Source organism: Streptomyces sp. NPDC001204 (assembly GCF_053598035.1).
Window position 1 is genome coordinate 148591 of the sequence record NZ_JBSFJL010000005.1, and the last position, 18781, is coordinate 167371.

The 18781-nt window shown below is 69.5% G+C and carries 13 protein-coding genes and 1 pseudogene; 9 read left to right on the forward strand and 5 right to left on the reverse strand.

The window, feature by feature from the left end; all coding sequences use genetic code 11:
* The first annotated feature begins 189 nt into the window (after positions 1–189).
* Both ACWC91_RS09465 and ACWC91_RS09470 read left to right on the forward strand, forming a co-directional pair.
* The gene (locus ACWC91_RS09465; RefSeq protein WP_225075867.1) at positions 190–2250 is read left to right on the forward strand and encodes an APC family permease; all 2061 of its coding nucleotides are present in this window, start codon (positions 190–192) and stop codon (positions 2248–2250) included.
* A 110-nt stretch (positions 2251–2360) separates the two neighbouring features.
* Positions 2361–3746 carry a class I SAM-dependent RNA methyltransferase gene (locus ACWC91_RS09470; protein ID WP_376502323.1) on the forward strand — a complete coding sequence of 462 codons (1386 nt, stop codon included), beginning with the start codon at positions 2361–2363 and terminating at the stop codon, positions 3744–3746.
* A 764-nt stretch (positions 3747–4510) separates the two neighbouring features.
* On the opposite strand, the gene ACWC91_RS09475 is transcribed toward ACWC91_RS09470, so the two are convergent.
* Positions 4511–4915 carry a HEAT repeat domain-containing protein gene (locus ACWC91_RS09475; RefSeq protein ID WP_450640137.1) on the reverse strand — a complete coding sequence of 135 codons (405 nt, stop codon included), beginning with the start codon at positions 4913–4915 and terminating at the stop codon, positions 4511–4513.
* Between the two features lie 147 nt (positions 4916–5062).
* Positions 5063–8496: pseudogene (locus ACWC91_RS09480) on the reverse strand (type ISP restriction/modification enzyme).
* 581 nt (positions 8497–9077) lie between these two features.
* On the opposite strand from ACWC91_RS09480, the gene ACWC91_RS09485 reads away from it, so the two are divergent.
* Together ACWC91_RS09485 and ACWC91_RS09490 are read left to right on the forward strand one after the other, a co-directional pair.
* Positions 9078–9332 (forward strand): ribbon-helix-helix domain-containing protein, encoded by a 255-nt coding sequence (locus ACWC91_RS09485; protein WP_225075863.1) that lies wholly within the window; start codon positions 9078–9080, stop codon positions 9330–9332.
* Positions 9329–9772, forward strand: a complete 444-nt coding sequence (locus tag ACWC91_RS09490; protein WP_225075862.1) for a PIN domain-containing protein — start codon at positions 9329–9331, stop codon at positions 9770–9772. The genes ACWC91_RS09485 and ACWC91_RS09490 overlap by 4 nt, the downstream gene beginning before the upstream one ends.
* Positions 9773–10177: 405 nt before the next feature.
* Here the strand turns inward: ACWC91_RS09490 and ACWC91_RS09495 are convergent, their stop codons facing one another.
* The gene (locus tag ACWC91_RS09495; RefSeq protein ID WP_450640136.1) at positions 10178–10543 is read right to left on the reverse strand and encodes a hypothetical protein; all 366 of its coding nucleotides are present in this window, start codon (positions 10541–10543) and stop codon (positions 10178–10180) included.
* A 497-nt stretch (positions 10544–11040) separates the two neighbouring features.
* Between ACWC91_RS09495 and ACWC91_RS09500 the strand changes: the two genes are divergently transcribed.
* Positions 11041–11511, forward strand: coding sequence for a MarR family winged helix-turn-helix transcriptional regulator (locus tag ACWC91_RS09500; protein WP_450640135.1), 471 nt, complete (start codon positions 11041–11043; stop codon positions 11509–11511).
* Between the two features lie 184 nt (positions 11512–11695).
* Positions 11696–13288, forward strand: a complete 1593-nt coding sequence (locus ACWC91_RS09505; protein ID WP_450640134.1) for an MFS transporter — start codon at positions 11696–11698, stop codon at positions 13286–13288.
* 123 nt (positions 13289–13411) lie between these two features.
* On the opposite strand, the gene ACWC91_RS09510 is transcribed toward ACWC91_RS09505, so the two are convergent.
* Positions 13412–15058 carry an MFS transporter gene (locus ACWC91_RS09510; protein WP_450642347.1) on the reverse strand — a complete coding sequence of 549 codons (1647 nt, stop codon included), beginning with the start codon at positions 15056–15058 and terminating at the stop codon, positions 13412–13414.
* A 227-nt stretch (positions 15059–15285) separates the two neighbouring features.
* Positions 15286–16062, reverse strand: coding sequence for an IclR family transcriptional regulator (locus ACWC91_RS09515; RefSeq protein ID WP_450642346.1), 777 nt, complete (start codon positions 16060–16062; stop codon positions 15286–15288).
* 78 nt (positions 16063–16140) lie between these two features.
* Here ACWC91_RS09515 and ACWC91_RS09520 point away from each other — a divergent pair, with 78 nt between their 5' ends.
* Genes ACWC91_RS09520 through ACWC91_RS09530 form a run of 3 tightly spaced genes read left to right on the forward strand, consistent with a single transcriptional unit; the run spans position 16141 to position 18763 of the window.
* Positions 16141–17301 (forward strand): cupin domain-containing protein, encoded by a 1161-nt coding sequence (locus ACWC91_RS09520; protein WP_450642345.1) that lies wholly within the window; start codon positions 16141–16143, stop codon positions 17299–17301.
* Positions 17302–17303: 2 nt separating this feature from the next.
* Positions 17304–18131 (forward strand): fumarylacetoacetate hydrolase family protein, encoded by an 828-nt coding sequence (locus ACWC91_RS09525; protein WP_450642343.1) that lies wholly within the window; start codon positions 17304–17306, stop codon positions 18129–18131.
* Positions 18128–18763: a maleylpyruvate isomerase N-terminal domain-containing protein gene (locus ACWC91_RS09530; protein WP_225075853.1), complete on the forward strand. Its 636-nt coding sequence runs from the start codon at positions 18128–18130 to the stop codon at positions 18761–18763. The genes ACWC91_RS09525 and ACWC91_RS09530 overlap by 4 nt, the downstream gene beginning before the upstream one ends.
* Positions 18764–18781: the final 18 nt, after the last annotated feature.

Below are 18781 nucleotides of genomic sequence, written 5' to 3' on the forward strand. Positions count from 1 at the left end.
CCGATCAGCTCCGAGGTCGAGGACATGGGGCCTCCGGGGGGTCGGCGGGAAGCGGGGTCCGCACATCTAGGCACGGCGCTCACCCCACCTGCGGAATCCGCAGGGTCCCGGGTGCCGGAATTCACCCGTGAGGCAGATCCGGGACGGCAGGTGCACGACCCGGGGGGTAAAGGCCTACGATCCTCTGTTGTGTCCAAACTGACCGACGTGCCCAAACGTATTCTGATCGGGCGCGCACTGCGCAGTGACCGGCTGAGCGAGACGCTCCTGCCGAAGCGCATCGCCCTACCCGTCTTCGCCTCCGACTCGCTGTCCTCCGTCGCGTACGCGCCCGGCGAGGTCCTGCTGGTCCTGTCCGTCGCGGGAGTGTCGGCGTACCACTTCAGCCCCTGGATCGCGGTCGCGGTCGCCGTGCTGATGCTGACCGTGGTCGCCTCCTACCGGCAGAACGTGCACGCCTACCCGAGCGGCGGCGGCGACTACGAGGTGGCGACCACCAACCTCGGTTCCAAGGCCGGCCTGACCGTCGCCAGCGCGCTGCTGGTCGACTACGTCCTGACCGTCGCCGTCTCCATCTCCTCCGGCATCGAGAACCTCGGCTCCGCCGTCCCCTTCGTCGTCCAGCACAAGGTGCTGTGCGCGGTCGTCGTGATCGTGCTGCTGACGCTGATGAACCTGCGCGGGGTGAAGGAGTCGGGCACGCTCTTCGCCATCCCCACGTACGTGTTCGTCTCCGGCGTCTTCATCATGATCGTGTGGGGCGCCGTCCGCGGGCTCGTCCTCGGCGACACCATGCGGGCGCCGACCGCCGACTTCCACGTCAAGGCCGAACACCAGGGACTCGCCGGATTCGCCCTCGTCTTCCTGCTGCTGCGGGCCTTCTCCTCCGGCTGCGCCGCGCTCACCGGCGTCGAGGCGATCTCCAACGGCGTCCCCGCCTTCCGCAAGCCGAAGTCCAGGAACGCGGCGAGCACGCTGGCGATGATCGGCCTGCTGGCCGTGACGATGTTCTGCGGCATCATCACGCTGGCCATGACGACCGGCGTCCGCATGTCCGACAACCCGGCCGCCAACCTCCTGCGGGGCGGCGTCCCGGTCGGCCCGGACTATGTGCAGAACCCGGTGATCTCCCAGGTCGCCGAGGCCGTCTTCGGCAAGGGCAGCTTCCTGTTCCTCGTCCTGGCCGCGGCGACGGCGCTGGTCCTCTTCCTGGCCGCCAACACCGCCTACAACGGCTTCCCGGTGCTCGGCTCGATCCTCGCCCAGGACCGCTTCCTGCCCCGCCAGCTGCACACCCGCGGCGACCGGCTCGCCTTCTCCAACGGCATCGTGCTGCTCGCGGGCGCCGCCGCCCTGCTGACCGTCGTCTACGGCGCCGACTCCACCCGGCTGATCCAGCTCTACATCGTCGGCGTGTTCGTGTCCTTCACCCTCAGCCAGGTCGGCATGGTCAAGCACTGGAACCGCCACCTGGCCACCGAGCGGGACCCGGCGAAGCGCAGCCACATGATCCGCTCCCGCGCCATCAACACCTTCGGGGCCTTCCTCACCAGCACGGTGCTGGTCGTCGTCCTCGTCACCAAGTTCACCCACGGCGCCTGGGTGGCCCTGCTCGGCATGTGCATCTTCTTCGCGACGATGACCGCGATCCGCAAGCACTACGACCGGGTCGCCGAGGAGCTCACGGCCCCCGACGGTCCGGGCGACGACACCGTCCGGCCCTCCCGCGTCCACTCCGTGGTCCTCATCTCCAAGATCCACCGTCCCACCCTGCGCGCCCTGGCCTACGCCAAGCTGATGCGCTCGGACACCCTGGAGGGGCTCACCGTCAACGTGGACCCGGCCGAGACCCGGGCGCTGCGCGAGGAGTGGGAGCGGCGCGGCATCGACGTACCCCTGAAGGTGCTCGACTCGCCCTACCGCGAGGTCACCCGCCCGGTCATCGAGTACGTGAAGAGCCTGCGCAAGGAGTCCCCGCGCGACGCCGTCTCGGTGATCATCCCCGAGTACGTCGTCGGTCACTGGTACGAGCACCTGCTGCACAACCAGAGCGCGCTGCGCCTGAAGGGCCGGCTGCTGTTCACACCGGGCGTGATGGTCACCTCGGTGCCCTACCAGCTGGCGTCCTCCGAGGCGGCCAAGCAGCGTGCCCGCAGGCGCCAGGACTGGAGCGCGCCCGGCGCGGTGCGGCGCGGCCCGGCCCAGGACCGCCCGAAGGAGCCGAAGGAGTCGCCGGCCGCGAAGGGCTGACGGGCTTCTGCCCTGCCCCGCACCTGATGGTGAACGGCCGGACGGCACCCACGTAGACTGGTGGGCTGTTGTCCGGCCGTACGCCTTTCCCGATCTGGAGTCACCCCACCATGCAGGCAGAACCGAAGAACTCGCAGGTGGGACCGGAGCCGGGCGGCTCGGGGGCGGGCCGGCAGCCTGACGGCTCGCTGGTGGGGCGGGAGTACGAGGTCGAGATCGGCCCCGTCGCCCACGGCGGCCACTGCATCGCCCGTACCGCCGAGGGCCAGGTGCTGTTCGTACGGCACGCGCTGCCCGGCGAGCGGGTCGTGGCCCGGGTGACCGAGGGCGAGGAGGGCGCACGCTTCCTGCGCGCGGACGCGGTACGGATCATCGACGCCTCCAAGGACCGCGTCGAGGCCCCCTGCCCCTACGCCGGCCCCGGCCGCTGCGGCGGCTGCGACTGGCAGCACGCCAAGCCGGGAGCCCAGCGCCGGCTCAAGGGCGAGGTGATCGCCGAGCAGCTGAAGCGGCTCGCGGGCCTCACGCCCGAGGAGGCCGGCTGGGACGGCACGGTGATGCCCGCCGAGGGCGACAAGCTGCCCGCGGGCGAGGTCCCGCAGTGGCGCACCCGTGTGCAGTACGCGGTCGACCCCGCCACGGGGAAGGCCGGCCTGCGCCGCCACCGCTCCCACGAGGTCGAGCCGGTCGACCACTGCATGATCGCGGCTCCCGGAGTGAGCGAACTGGGCGTCGAGCGGCGCGACTGGACCGGCATGGAGTCCGTCGAGGCGATCGCGGCCACGGGCTCCCAGGACCGCCAGGTGATCCTGACCCCGCGCCCGGGCGCCCGCCTGCCGCTGGTGGAACTGGACAAGCCGGTCTCCGTCCTCCGGATCGACGAGAAGACCGGCGGCGTCCACCGCGTGCACGGCCGCCCGTTCGTCCGCGAACGCGCCGACGGCCGCACCCACCGCGTGGGCGGGGGCGGCTTCTGGCAGGTCCACCCGAAGGCGGCGGACACCCTGGTCACGGCGGTCATGCAGGGCCTCCTGCCCCGCAAGGGCGACATGGCCCTCGACCTGTACTGCGGCGTCGGCCTCTTCGCCGGCGCCCTGGCCGACCGCGTCGGCGACAAGGGAGCGGTGCTCGGCATCGAGTCCGGCAAGCGCGCGGTGGAGGATGCCCGCCACAACCTCGCCGACTTCCCGCGCGTGCGCATCGAGCAGGGCAAGGTCGAGTCCGTCCTCCCGCGCACCGGCATCACCGAGGTCGACCTGATCGTCCTCGACCCGCCCCGCGCGGGCGCCGGCCGCACCACGGTCGCCCACCTCACCTCCCTCGCCGCCCGCCGCATTGCCTACGTGGCCTGCGACCCGGCCGCCCTGGCCCGAGACCTGGCGTACTTCCGCGAGGGCGGCTACCGGGTGCGGACCCTGCGGGCGTTCGACCTGTTTCCGATGACGCATCACGTGGAGTGCGTGGCGATCCTGGAGCCTGCCGGAAAGAGCCGCTGACCTGCGGTTTTGTGGTGGTCGTCATCCGCTTCACCTGTTTCCGCCAGTCCAACAGGTGAAGCGCTGGGCTGGTCGGGCATACGAACCTGACCTGCGGCTTCATTGGGGGCCGACGACGACGGCGCGAGCCGTGGCTGCACCCCCTCAGGTTCTTGACGCTCGTGTGACGCTCGTTCTGAAAGCCCATCACATTGGGCGGGCGGGGTTCGACGTCGTCGTGTGGCTCGGCTGATAGGGGCCCGTGGTTGCCGGGTGTCCGGCGTCAATCAGCGGGATTGGCCCCATTGTGATTCGGTCAACTCCTGCCAGTCCTGCCCTGTCGGATCGATCGCCAGCCGCAAAGCGAGGCCGCCGGTCTCCCGTGATCTGGTGATGAGTCGTCGCTGGTAGTGGCTGCGGTCGGCGGCGGCTTGGTAGTGCTGCCTGCACCAGGTGCATCAGTGCAGCAGCGTGGTGAGGGTCCGCGCAGGCGAGGAAGGGCGTGCCGATGATTCGACGGATCTCGGGGACTGTCAGGTCGATCGGGGTGCGGTTGTTGGCGGCCCGGGTTGGTTTTCTGCGGGGACGAACGAATAAGGCCGGCGCGAGCATGGTGAGGCGTCGGGCGCCGGCCTATTGGCCGGCTTGGCCAATCCCGGCGTATGCACGCAGGTCAGAGGGCTTGGTCGGCACCATCCACCGGCGCAGAGCGTCCATCCCACCGGTTGGCCAGCCGGTCTGGTCCTGGGCGGCGATGAAGCGCACGGCACGCTGCTGCACGTTGCTCAAGTCGCCGAGGGCCGCGGCGGTTCGGCGGGAGCGCCCGGGAAAACCAGTGTGAACAGCGTAAGCGCCGTGTAGTACCTGTCGTCGAACCCTTCGACGCCCGTACAGTCAGCCAGGCCGACCAGCATGGCATCGACCACCTGGAGCGTCGTGGCTTCGGGCGTTTCGGCCAGGGCCATCGCCGCGAGGCTGATGTAAGAGTCGCTCAGGAACGACATGGTCTCGGTCTTCTCGGGCGGCCGGGCGACGACCTGCGTCAGCACGTCGACGACGGCCGGTCCGGTGATGCCGAGCCGCGTCAACGCGCAGGCGGAGGCCCAGCGCAGCTCGACGACCGGGCTGTCCAGGTAGCGCTCGACAAAGGGGACGGTCGCCGGATCGCCGAGCAGACCGAGGGCGACCACTCCCGTCGCTGCCGCGCCAGTTGCGGTTTTGCGGTGTTCGTCGGCTACTCGACCTGTTTCCGGTCATTCATAAGCCCGCACTGTGCGTCATCGCGTGGATACATTCCCTTGATGCTGCGGGTGTCCGGCACTCAGGCTGGGCGAGTGTCAGCCCGGGAAGTCGAGGCTCTCCTGACCAGGTCCAGGGGTACGCCGGGACTTCCGCGGCGGTTTCGGTTCCTTGGTCGCGTAGGCAGGTACGGGCAGGATGCCCTCGCCCCGTAGGTCGTCGGTGGTGATGAGCGGGCCACTGCTCACGGCGCCCAAGAGCCGGGCCTGTCTGGGTTCGAGGGCTACGAGGAGCCCGAGTGCGTTGATGAGGTCCAGCAGGTCAATGGCCCACCGGGGAGGCCAGGTCGGAGGCAGGATGTCGTTCAACGGCGTCTGCCGCTCCACGTCCGGTCTGCGTTTTCGGAAGCTGAACCACTTGCGGATCACCTGCACCCCGCCGATCCGGTAGTCCCAGACTTCCGGCGCCACCGGACGTATGCAGCCGGTGCCCACCGTGAGGGTTCGTGTGGGAGCGTCGTAGGAGATGTCCTCCGGTAGCCCGTCGCCCTCCCCGATCGCGACGACAAGTTCCGGTTGCTCCTCCGGTGGAAGCCTCGGGGCCGATCCAGGCGGACTGTCAGGGTGGTGAGAGGCGAAGCGCTGGCCGTACGTGTGGATCCACACCGTGCGTCTGCCCACTTCCACCATCTCCGCCCACAGGGCCGGGTCGCGCGTCAGAGGGATACGGGCGCCCCGCTCGGCCAGGTTCGCGGAGAAGCGTCGGGTGTAGCCGCTGTGGCCGGCTGTTCCCGCGATGTACGCGAAGAGGTCTTCGGCGGTGACCGTCATTCCGTGTGTCTTGGTGAGCAAGTGCAGCAGGCCGGGGGCCACGTTCGGTTCTGCCTGGTGAGGGTGGCGGTAGAGGGGGGCGACGCGGCCGCCTTCGGTGCCTTTGAAGTGATGCATGTCGGGCAGGAGTGCGGTGAACCCCACCGCCGGGCCGGCGCGCCCCGACTCCGTATGAAGCTCGGAGAGGTAGATCTGACGTCGGTCGTTGTGGGCGAACCACGGGGCCGGTCGCGGAAAGTCGATCACTCTCCTGTCCGCGATGATGTACTGCCGGTCGAAGGTCATCCGGCCGTAGGGAACGACGACCGGCACTGTCCCCTTCTCTGCCGTGAGGCTGGCTCTTTCCTGCTGGCCGGGCAGTGGTGGTTCCGGCTTGTCCGGACGGCGGTCTCTGGTGTTTTCAGCAGTGCTGCCTTGTCCGCTGCCGGAGCCTGGACGAGTCTGCGCCAGCGCCTCTCCAGAACGTCCCGGCTGGGTGAGACGGGCCAGTTGCGGTTGTTCTTGTTGCCGGAGCTCGTCCAGGGCAGCAAGGCGTCCACCGGTGGAATGGCCGACCACTCGGAGTCGGACGTGACGTGAAAGGGCGCGGTCCACTGTGCGGGACAGAGCTGCCAGGAGGTCCCGTCGCGGTGGCCGTCGAGGCCGAGCCCTTCCAGCCAGCCGAACTTCTCCTCGCGTGTGCCTGCGGGGACGTCGAGTCGCCACATCCGGGCTGGGTTCCTCGTGTCCGGCGCACCCCGGCGGACGAAGACGGCGATACAGACCTCGCGCTTGACTCCTTGGAAGGCGCGGGTGCGCGTGTCGGAGTAGGGGCCTTCAGGGGAGAGGCCGATGATCCAGCCCTCGTCGGCGGCCTCGCGCAGGTAGTGGCGCATGCCGGCCGCGCCCTCGCTGTCCAGGTACCCGGAGTTGGTGATGAGGGCGACGATCCCGCTGGGGGCCTTCGGTGCTCCCAAGGTCGTCACCTGGTCGAAGACCTTCCAGGTGGACCACGCCCAGAAGTAGACGTAGAGGTTGTCGAGGGCGTATCCGATGCGCCCGTTGTCCTCGGGGTGGAAGCGGGCGAGGATCGGGCCTTGGCCGTTCGGGTTGCCCTCGGTGACCCAGCGTCCGACGCCCGACTGCCTCGCACCCCGAAGGTAGGGCGGATTGCCGATGACCACCATGACCTTCTCGTCCGCCTTGATCTTGTTCGCCATGCGGCGGTGGCGGGCGATCGCCTCGTACATGAAGCCCAAGTGGTGCTCGACGGCGGGATCGTCGAGTGTGTCGGCCACCAGAAGCCTCGGCGGGCGGCGCGTGACATCGGCGTCGTGGGACTGGAAGGCGTGGTGCACACGGAGTTCGGCGACCGCGTACGGCCCGGTCTGTTTCTCCAACCCGACCAGTCGGCCCGAGAGTTCCCGGAGAAGCCCGGACTTCAGCGTCTTGCCGTACTTCAGCGACAGGGACTTGGCGACGTGGTCGATGATGTTGATGAGGAAGGTCCCGGTGCCCATGGCGGGGTCGACCACGGTGACGTCCTCGCTTCCGTACCCGTCCGCCTGGCCGAGCCGGTCGCGCAGTATCGCGTCGGTGAACCCGACCATGAAGCGGACGACTTCCCCAGGTGTGTAGTAGGTCCCCGTCCGCCGTCGCAGTTCTGGGTCGTAGGCGCTCAGAAAGCCCTCGTACAGGTGGAGGTATGCGTCTCCGGTCTCGTCCTTGAACATCTCGGGGTCGACGGCCGATATGACGTCGATCAGAGGATCGATGACCCCTCGCAGATCGTCGAGGGCGTCGTCCGTCAGCACCGCCAGCGCCTTTCCCATCAGGGAGTGCCGTTTGTCTAATCGGATCGCGACCTCGGGGAGGGAGAGCCGGTCGAGATCGATGCGCTCAAGGCGCGCCAGCAGAATGGCGAAGGTCAGTGTCTGACTGTAATGGTCCGCGAACTCCTCCGGACGGGCGTCGGGAAAGAGTAGGTCTTTCCAGTTGCCGGCCAGGATCGAGAACGCCGCGTCGGCCTCCCCGTGCTCCTCGCGGGTGAGACGTTCGGTGACCTCGTCGCGCAGCAGGGCGCAGATTCCCGCGATGCGCCTGACCAGTTCGTCGATGCTGCTGTGGTCGATGGGCGCCGGCAGGAAGAAGTGCGTGAGGGCGCGCTCGAACCCGGTGTCCGGGGCGATGAGTTGCCGACTGCCGGTTTCCAGGTCTCCGACCAGGATTCCGGTCGGGCCGACCTGCACGCCGAAACGGTAGACCGCCCACTGGTATCCGTCGGTGTACAGCACGTTGTGGAGTGCCTTGATCTTCTCCCACTGCTTCCGGTCGTGGCTCTTCACCGACCACTTCCCCGGATCGGCTCCCGAGCCCGGCTGCTTCAGCTCGACGTGCCCTATGGTCCTGCCTCCGCAGGCGATGGCGAAGTCGGGCCGGATCCCGAGTTCCTTGACACGACTCTGACCGTGGGCGATGAGCTTGAGCCGTTGCCGCGAGGCCATGCCGCGCAGCAGTTGCTCCACCGGCGCGGTGAGGCTGTCCTCCTTACTGCTGACCGTCCCTGCGGGACCTCGCAGCTTGGCCCTGACCTCCTCGCCGAACCGGGCGACGAGGTCCGCGACCGATTCAGTCGTGCCCTTCCCCGCCCAGACGTCCCCTCTTGCCATCGGCCCCCCAAGGTTGCACCCACGCCGACGATCAGACCCATACAGAATGCCCATGACATCCCAAGCAGCAAACACCGGTGGATGTAGGTCGATTAGCGGCCTGTAGCGAAAATCCGGTGCACGGAGGGGTGTTGGAGCGCGAGCCAGAAGTGCGTTCCGTGCGGTGCGTCAGCGTGCGGAGCGCAATCGGTGGACGGTACGGCGATCTTGCCGGCGCGCTGGGTGAGTCGATCGCGAGGAGCAGCGCGCGTACGAACCTGGAGGTGGCCGCGTATGACGAGCGGCGTCGGCTACGTGACGGGCGTCGAACTCGCGCCCCTGGAGACGGTCGGCGGTGTCCCTGATGGCGTCGCGCCAAGTGACCGCAACGTGGTGTAGGTGATCAAGGCATCGAAATCTGCAGGTCGGGGGCAGTGGCCATGTCGGGACAGGGGGCCGACCCGCCCTGACGGGAGCCTTGCGGGTTGCTCCCTTCGCGGCGACCGTCGTCGGCCGCGAACCGGAACGCCAAGCCCTTGATCCCGTGCATCACGCGCGGGATACGACTGTCTGCTGCCCGGTCGGGATGCATCGCTCATGGAGTGCCCGGACGCAGCGGACATACATCATTGTGGTACATACGCTATTCTTGGTACATGTCGATGAAGCGCACCAACGTCTACGCTGATCCGGAAGACCTCGCGATCATCAAAGAGGCTGCGAAGCGGCGCGGTATCAGCGAGGCAGAGATCATCCGCCAGGGTATCCATCTCGCGGCCATGGCCAACCGTGTATGGGACGAGCCTCTCTTCTCCCGCACCTTCCGGGGAGCGGGACGCACTCCCGGTAAGCATGACGTGCGTGACGCTGTCGCCGATGCGGTGCGCCGCGAGACCGGGACCGCTGCGTGATCGTCGTCATCGCGGACACCTCCGGGCTGCTCGCGGCGCTCGACTTCGCCCACCCCGAGCACCAAGCGTCGAACGAAGCCATCATGGCTGCAGGGCTCCTGGTGATGTCCCCGCTGCTGCTCGCAGAGATCGACCACGTCGCCACGCGCGAGCTCGGCCGTGAAGCGGCGCTCAGCGCGATCGACGACATCCGCCATTGGGTGCGACGAGGCCGTGTCGTTCTGCCCGAGATCACGGAGGACCATCTGGGTGTCGCCCAGTCGGTGCGCGCCCGGTATCGCGACTTGGACCTGGACCTCGCGGACGCGGTGAACGTGGCCATTGCTGCGGAGTACGACACCGACGCGGTACTCACGCTCGACCGGCGCGATTTCCGGGCTGTGCGCCCATTGGGCCGGCACAAGGTCTTCCGGGTGCTGCCTGACGACCTGCCGATCTGATTTCGGATGGTGTCTGTTGTGTCGTCCGTCGGATTCCGTCGGTCGTGACGCTCGTTTGACGCTCGTGGCCCTCGCGGGCTACCTGGTGGGAGCGGGACTCCCTACCTGACCTGCAGTTTCCCGGGTACGGTTCCGGCAGACATCTTTCCGATGACCTCGCATGTGGAGTGCGTGGCTATTCTGGAACCTGCGACAAAGGGTGCCTGACCTGCGGTTTTCTGTTTTCGGGGTGGTTTCTTGACCTGTTTCCCCGCGTCCAACAGGTCAAGGTCTCTACTCCTGTTTCACCTGCGTTTTGTAGTGGAGTGACCGGTGGGGCGGCAGCGGGGTGCTCGAATTTCGGGACTCGTGACGCTCGTTTGACGCTCATCTTCCGTCGGCGGTCGGCCGCGGCGGGCGGGATGGTCAGGCGCTGACGGTTCCGGCCGCCTTTCCGTGCCGTTCCAGAACGCGGTAGGCGAGCAGCTTGAGCGGGTCGAGCAGCAGGAACTCCGTCAAGGCCCAGCCCCAGGCGAGCCCGGCCAGGTTCCAGCCGATGGGCTGCATCAGGAAGCCGGTGAGGGCGATCGCGGTGGCGAGGGTCTGGGTGCCGATCACGGCCGTGAGCAGGATCCAGGACGGACGGTAGGACCAGAACGGGCCGCGCGTGCGGGCCAGGAAAACGGTCAGGTGCCCGCCGGTCCGGGTGGCAGCGCCCTGACGACCGCAGAGACCGCTCTTTGGTCGGCGTCCGTCGGAGTGCCGCACCGGGCCCCGCGGAATACGGTGCACTCGTTCACGGCGACGCCGCGTCGTGCCGGTCATCTGCCAGGTAACGCTCGCCGACAGGTGATCGCAACCGTGCGGCAGAGATGACGAATCGGCTGGTGGTCCGGCGTCGGACCACCTCTCCCAATGGCTGCGCCACGACTCCTGTCGTCTGCTGCACCGACGAAGCCGCGGCCGGCCGCCAAGCCACCCCGTCCTTTGTCCAGCCGAAACACGTCGCACCCGCCTTCCCTGGAACGCCGTTTTGGTGACAAATTGTGGCCATGGTCCGGACCGCCGTTTCCGGCTTCTTTGCCAGCGCGCCCTCGCACGCCGGGCCACACAGTTGCACTGTGTTAGTCATGGGCGCGAGGAGTCAACGTGTGACGGGCCTGGGGCAGCCGTGGCATTCGAGCCACCTCATGCTGCTGATACCGGTCGCGCTCATCGTGCTGATCACCGCCTTTTGGGACGGGTTCTGTATGTTGACATAGGTATCTCGGCATACCTATAGTCGACGCGTGACCCATCCCAGCCCCTCCGGCTCGCAGAGCGATCACGTGGCCTCCGTGCTCGTGGCGGTTCTGCCTGTGCTGAACAGGGTGCTCGAGCGGCGGGTGGCTCAGGACTTTCCGTATCCGACGTTGCCGGAGGGGCAGCTCACTCTGCTGCGGCTTGTCGAGGAGCGTGCGGGCGTCACGGTCCGTGACGCGGCGGACGCCCTGCTGATGAAGTCGAACAACGTCAGCGCCCTCGTCTCCCAGCTCACCGAACTGGGGCTGCTGGAGCGCAGGCGGGACGCCGTCGACAAGCGGGTCGCTCATCTGCATCCCACGGCCCTGGCCGCGGAGCGGCTCGCCGAAGCGCGGGGGCTGAAGGAAGCCCACATGGCGCGCCTGCTGGAGACCCTCACCGACGGCGAGCAGGACGCCCTCGGCTCGGCCTGCGGCGCGCTGCTGGCGTTGACCCGGCGCTCCTCCTCCGCCGACTGACCCTCCGGCACCGGTTCAGAGGCGAGAACGCCGGGTCCCGTGCGCAGTGCGCACCTCGACCCGGCCGTTCTCCTGCCGCGATTCCCGCCTCGGTGGCCGAACGCCGCCGTACCTACGCCTGTGCCGAGGGCTCTGATCCACTTCATCGACTTGTCGACATTCTCATCACAGACAAGGCACCTGCATGCCCTCCACCTGCGTGGACCACTCCACCCCGCACGCTCCGTCGCCTCTGGGCGCCGAGCGGGGCCCGCGCTCCAATCCGTGGCTGACGCTGATCGCCGTCGCGATCGGACTCTTCATGGTCAACCTCGACGGATCCGTGGTCTCGATCGCGAACCCGGAGATCGGCCGGGACCTGCACGCGTCCACCGCCGACCTCCAGTGGGTCACCAACTCGTACCTCATCGCCATGGCCGCCGCCCTGATCCTGGGCGGCAAGCTGGGTGACCGGTTCGGGCGGCGCACGTACTACACGGCCGGAGTCGCGGGCTTCGTCGTGACCTCCGTCATGATCGGCCTGATCGGCTCCGTCGAAGGCGTGATCGCCTTCCGCGCGCTGCAGGGACTCTGCGCCGCGCTGCTGATCCCCAACACGCTCGGCCTGCTGCGTGCGGTTTTCCCGCCGGAGAAGTTCGGCACGGCGGTGGGCCTGTGGGCCATGGTGGCCTCCTGCTCGACCGCGCTCGGACCGATCGTCGGCGGCCTGCTGGTCGAGCACGTCAACTGGGAGTCCGTGTTCTACATCAACGCGCCCATCGGTGTCGCGACCCTGGTCTTCAGCGCGTTCGTGCTGCCGGAGAGCAAGGACTCCACCGGCCGCCACCGCTTCGACATCCCCGGCGTGATCCTGCTGGCGCTCGGCCTGGTGGCGTTGGTCTTCGGCGTGATCAAGGGCGAGACCTGGGGCTGGACCTCGGGAGGAACGCTGGCATCCCTCGCCGCCGGACTGGTCCTGCTGGTGCTCTTCGGCCGGTACGAGACCCGTGTCCGGCACCCGCTGCTGCCCATGCGGCTGTTCCGCAGCCCGGCGCTGACCATCGGCACCCTCGTCACCGCGATCAACTTCTTCGTGCTGCTCGGTGTCATCTTCTTCCTGATGCTGTACCTGCAGAACGTCCGGGGCCTGTCCCCGGTCGAGGTGGGTGTGCGCACCCTGCCGCTGAGTCTCGCCTCCGTGGTCGCGGCACCGCTGGGCGCGGCGCTGACCGAGCGGTTCGGCGCGCGTCTGTCCATGCCGCTGGGCATGCTGCTGGAGGCGGTGGCGTCCCTGTGGATGCTGACCTGGGACGCGCACTCCTCGTACGCGGCCATGTGGCCGCCGTTCGTGCTGCTCGGTCTGGGTGTGGGCATGGTCATGTCGGCGTCCTCGGACGCGATCGTCGGCAACGCACCCGTCAGGGACGGCGGTGTGGCGAGCGGCCTGCAGTCCACCGCACTGCAGATCGGCGGCGCCCTCGGCACGTCCGTACTGATCTCGCTGATCAGCAGCCGCGTGGGCTCGACGCTCGTCGGCGAGCTGACCGGCGCCGGGGTGCCGGCCTCCGCGGCACATGGCTTCGAGGAGGCGAAGGACGCCGTGGCGATGGGCGTGGCGCCCGTCGCGGACGGCATGCCCGCGCAGCTGAGGGCCGCCGTCGTCGAGGGCAGCGGCCATGCCTTCATGAACGGTGTGCACGCCGCCGTTCTCGTCACCGCCGTCCTGTGCGTCGTGGGTGCCCTGCTCGCCGCCGTTGGCCTGCGCCGCGGCGCCGGCTCGCCCGCCACCGACGGCTGAAGGCGGGTCGGGCGGAGAGGTGCGCCAAGGCCGTGCGCACGGCCCCGTCCGCCGCACACCGGTGTGCGGCGGACGGGGCCGTGCGCGTCGACCAGCGCCGGTGACGTCCGGAAGCGGCGGAGGTCAGGGATGGAGGAGGGTGGGGGCCGATTCCGCCCTGCCGCCGCTTCCGGGGGCCGGGGGTACGGGCGCCCCGTCCTCGGCGGATCGGCGGGCGTGGACCCCGATCATGCCGAAGGCGGCCAGGGCCGCGGCGACGGCGGCTGCCACACCGCACACCAGGAACGCGGTGCCGAAACCACTGCCCAGGGCGTCCAGGGCCAGGCCGTGCGCCGCGGACCCCGGGGCGCCGGGCGGCACGCTGTTCACGGCGATGGGTCCTCCGGCCGCGGCGATCTCGCGTGCCGCGGCGAGCTGGCCGGCCGGCAGGTCCGCGCCGGACAGGTTCCGCGTGAACGCCGACCCCGCGTTGCTGAGGGCGACCGCGCCGACGACGACGGGGCCGAGGGCGAAGCCCAGGTCGCGGAGCATGTTGGTGGTGGCGCTGGCCATGCCCGCCAGGTTCAGGGGCACGCTGTTCAGTGCCACGGCCGTCACCGAGCTGACGGCGAGGGCGAAACCGATGCCGATCAGCAGGGCGGGCGCGACGAACGGGCCGAGTCGGGGGTCGGTCACGTCCAGGCGGGTGAACAGCAGGCAGCCGATCGCCATCAGGACGAATCCAGAGGTCAGCAGCCAGGACGCGGCGACCCGGTGGAGCAGCCGCGAGACGACCGGGATGAGCAGGAAGGCGGGTCCCTGGAGGAACAGGAACAGGATCGCGACGCGGATCGGGTCCTGGTGCTGCACCGGGCCCATCCACATGCTCATCGCGAAGCAGGCGCCGAGGAAGGCGAGCATGCCGATGACCGCGACGATCGACGACACGGTGAAGGCCCGGTTGCGGAACAGCTTCAGGTCGAAGATCGGGGACTCGGCCCCCAGTTCCACCACGACGAAACCGGCGAGGAAGCAGGTGCCGAGGGCGAGGGCGAGTATGACGGGGAGGGTGGTCCAGCCCGACTCGGGCCCCTCGACGGCGCCGTACAGCACCAGGATGAGACCCAGGGCGAACGTGATCTGACCGGCCACGTCGAGCTTGCGGCCCTCGGGCGCCTTCGACTCCGTGACCAGCACCAGGGTGAGCACCATGCTCACGAGGGCGAGCCCGACGAGCACCCAGAAGGAACCGCGCCACGATCCGACCGTGGCGAACATGCCGCCGAGCAGAGGTGAGACGGCGGCGCCGGCGGACAGGAAGCCGCTCCAGAGTGCCACCGCGTGCGCCCGTTCCCGCATGCTGCGGGTGACGGCGGTGATCGCGGTCAGCGAGCCGGGGAACATGGCGCCTGCGCCCAGTCCGTTCAGGGCGGCGCCGATCCACAGCACCTGGACGGTGGGCGCGAGCGCGGCCACGGTGCTGCCCACGGCGACCAGGGCCGTGCCGGCCGCGACGAGTCTTCGCCGTCCGAAGAGGTCACCGAGGACACCGAAGGTGAACTCGAAGCAGACGACGGCGATCATGAACGCGGCGGTGATCCACGTGAGTTGGGATCCGCGCGTGCGCAGGTCCTCCTGGAGGAGTCCGAGGAGCGAGGCCGGCAGCGCGTTCGCGACCTGGGCCACGAAGACCGCGCCGCAGGCGGCAGCCAGTGTTCCCGCGTAGCCCGGCGTCCGGGCGGCCCCCGCGGTTGGGCCGTGGGACGTCGTCGTCCCGTTGTTGAGCGTCATTGCTGTTCTCCCTGGCTGGGAAAGAAGGGCATCCCGGAAACGGGAGCCCGGAGAGCGTGGAAGGGCTCGGCTCTGCGTACGCGGTGGGGAGAGCGAAGCACGACGCGAGTCGGGCGCGGTTCCGTGGAGAATGACACTCGCTTTACGTCACGTCAATGATTTGTTCGCAAACTAAGATGAGCATTGTTGTCGTAAGATGAGCGTTCGCTTTGTTGTGCGGTCGGGATTCAGCGCGGCTCGGCCAGGTCCTTCTCCAGGGCGTGCGCCGTGGCGTCCAGGGCGGCGACCAGGGACTGAAGGCGGTGCGGGTCGTAGCGCACGCTGGGCATCGACACCGACAGGCCGGCCAGCGCGGTGCCGTCCCGGTCGCGCACCGGTACGCCGACGGCGACCAGGCCCCGCTCGGACCGTTCCCTGTTGACGGCGAACCCGTTGCGCCGCAGCCGTCTCAGTTCCGTGCGCAGGCGGGGGAGGTCCGGGCGGTCGGCCGGACGGTCGCGGTAGCGCTCGGGGGCGTACACCTCGTCCAGTTCCTCGTCGGCGAGGTCGGCGAGCAGGAGCAGTCCCGCCGTGGTGCGGTGCGCCGGGAAGACCATGCCCTCCCGGGAGCCGACCCGCAGGGCCTGCCGGCACTCGACGCTGGCGATGAACCGGGCCGTGTCCCCGGTGCGCACCGTCAGGTTCGCGGTCTCGTCGAGCAGGTCGACGACCCGGTGCAGGTGGGGCAGGGCCGCCGCGCGCAGCCGCGAGACCAGGGACTGGGAGTGCGCGGCGAGTTCCAGCACCGGTCCCGCGCGGTAGACGCGGTCCTCGTCCTGCACGGCGAAGTCCCGGTAGACCAGCATCGCCAGGATCCGGTGGGCGGTGGACCGGGCGACGCCGAGGCGCTCGGCGATCTGCGAGACGGTCGCGCCGCCCTCCATCTGCAGGATGGTCGCCGCCCTCAGCGCGTGGTCCACGCTGGCGATCGGGTAGGGCGGCGGTGTCTTCAGCGGCTTGTCCATGGTGTCGTCCTGTCGTCCTCTGATTCTGCTCTCCAGAATCTCCATGTTCTCTCACCAGACGCGGCGCACGCTGATGGCGTGACTGAGACCTCCATAGCCCAAGACACCGCCACGGGTTCCCCGGTCCGGCTCCAGGCCGTCGCCGCGGAGGGGCAGCCCGAGGTCACCCCGGCGCTCGAAGAGCTCTACCGGGGCTTCGAACAGGAGCTGCTGGTCCCGCTGTGGACCGAGATCGGCGACCTGATGCCGGCGCACCCGCGCTCGCGCGCCGTGCCGCACCTGTGGCGCTGGGAGCGGCTGCGGCAGTTGGCGGGCCGGGCCGGAGACCTGGTCCCCGTCGGGCGCGGCGGGGAGCGCCGGGCCATCGCGCTGGCCAACCCCTCCCTCGGCGGAATGCCCTTCGCCACCCCGACGCTGTGGGGGGCCATCCAGTACCTCATGCCCGGCGAGGACGCTCCCGAGCACCGGCACACCCAGCACGCCTTCCGCTTCGTCGTCGAGGGCTCGGGCGTGTGGACGGTCGTCGGCGGCGATCCGGTTCCCATGAACCGTGGTGACTTCCTCCCGCAGGCGGGCTGGAACTGGCACGCCCACCACAACGCCACCTCCGAACCAATGGCGTGGATCGACGGCCTCGACATCCCCTTCCAGTACGTCACCGAGGCGCAGTTCTTCGAGTTCGGCCGCGACGAGATCAGCGACGCCGAGCGCATCACCCCCGAGCGTTCGCGCTCCGAGCGCCTGTGGGGCCACCCCGGCCTGCGCCCGCTGTCGGCCGCCCCGGCCACGCCGGGCAGCCCGCTGCTGTCCTACAAGTGGGAGTACACCAACGCCGCTCTGCGCGACCAGCTCCTGCTGGAGAAGGAGGGCTTCGGCGGCACCGTCGAGCCCGGCCACGCCGCGGTGCGCTACTCCAACCCGTGTGACGGCGCCGACGTCCTGCCAACGGTCCGCGCCGAGTTCCACCGCATCGCCCGCGGCGCCGAGACCGCGCCGGTGCGCGAGACCGGTTCGTCGGTGTACCAGGTCTTCGACGGCTCCGGTGTGGTGACCGTCGGCGACAAGTCCTGGACGGTGACCCGCGGCGACCTGTTCGTCGTCCCGTCCTGGGAGCCGTTCGCCGCCCGGTCCGAGGCCGGCACGACCGACTCCGACGAGGGAGCCCTCGACCTCTTCCGCTTCTCCGACGCGCCCGTCTTCGAGGCGCTCCGGCTCAACCGCACCCAGAAGGACGCCTGATCATGAAGCTCGCCACCATCCGCACCGCCGACGGCACCAGGGCGGTCCGCCTCGACGGCGACCTCCTGACCGATCTCGGGTACGCCGACCTGGGTGAGCTGGTCGCCGAGGCCGACTGGCAGGCCAGGGCCGCCTCCGCCTCCGGCGCCACCCACCCCGTCGAGGGTGCCGACTTCGCGCCGGTCGTGCCCAACCCGTCCAAGATCATCTGTGTCGGGCACAACTACACCAACCACATCAAGGAGATGGGCCGGGAGCTGCCGGACTACCCGACCCTCTTCCCGAAGTTCGCCGACACCCTGCTCGGCGCGGGCGACGACATCGTCAAGCCGGCCGAGACCGACGCGCTCGACTGGGAGGTCGAGCTGGCCGTCGTGATCGGCAAGGAGGTGCGCCGCGCCGACGAGCAGCAGGCCGTCGACGCCATCGCCGGCTTCACCGTCATGAACGACATCTCGGTGCGCGACTGGCAGTTCCGCACCATCGAGTGGACCCAGGGCAAGATCTGGGAAGCCTCCACCCCGGTCGGCCCCTACGTCGTCACCCCCGACGAGGTCGGCGGCGTCCGCCCCTCGCTCGAAGTGAAGACGGTCGTCGACGGACAGGTCATGCAGCAGGACGACACCGGCACGCTGCTGTTCGACCCGGTGTTCCTGGTGCAGTACATCTCCACCGTCATCACCCTGCGCCCCGGCGACATCATCGCCACCGGCACCCCGGCCGGCGTGGGCAACGCCCGCGACCCCAAGGTGTTCCTGCTCCCCGGCCGGACCGTCGTCACCGAAATCGCCGGCCTGGGCGCCTGCACCAACAAGGTGGTCGCGGAATGACCGAGGTCACGCGGACCTTCGCCGACGCGTGCGCGTGGGCCCGCACGGGCACCGAGCTGATGCTCGACGCCGTCGCGGGCCTCGGCGAGGGCGGCTTCTCGGCCCCGAGCGTGCTGCCGGAGTGGACCCGGGGACACCTCGTGGCGCACGTCGCCGCCAACGCCGACGCCCTGTGCAACCTGGTGCGCTGGGCGGCCACCGGCGCGGAGACGCCGATGTACGCCTCCGCCGGGGAGCGCGCCGCCGGTATCGCCAAGGGCTCCACCCTGCCGGCCGACGAGCTCCGCTCCTGGCTGACCGGCTCCGCGCACCGGCTCGCGGAGGGACTGGACGGGCTCACCGACGAGCAGTGGCAGCACAAGGTCGTCACCGCCCAGGGCCGTACCGTCCCCGCCACCGAGCTCCCGTGGATGCGCGCCCGCGAGGTGTGCGTCCACGCCGTCGACCTCGGCACCGGCGTCGTCACCTTCGCCGACCTCCCGAAGGGCTTCCTGACCGCCCTGGTCGCCGAGATCAGCGCCAAACGCGGGCTGACCGAGCTCCCCGACGGCCCGCTGCCCGAGGTCGCCGCCTGGCTGGCCGGCCGTCCCCACTCGCTCGCCGACGCCCCCGAGCTCGGCCCGTGGCTGTAGAGGAGTGCATCCCATGTC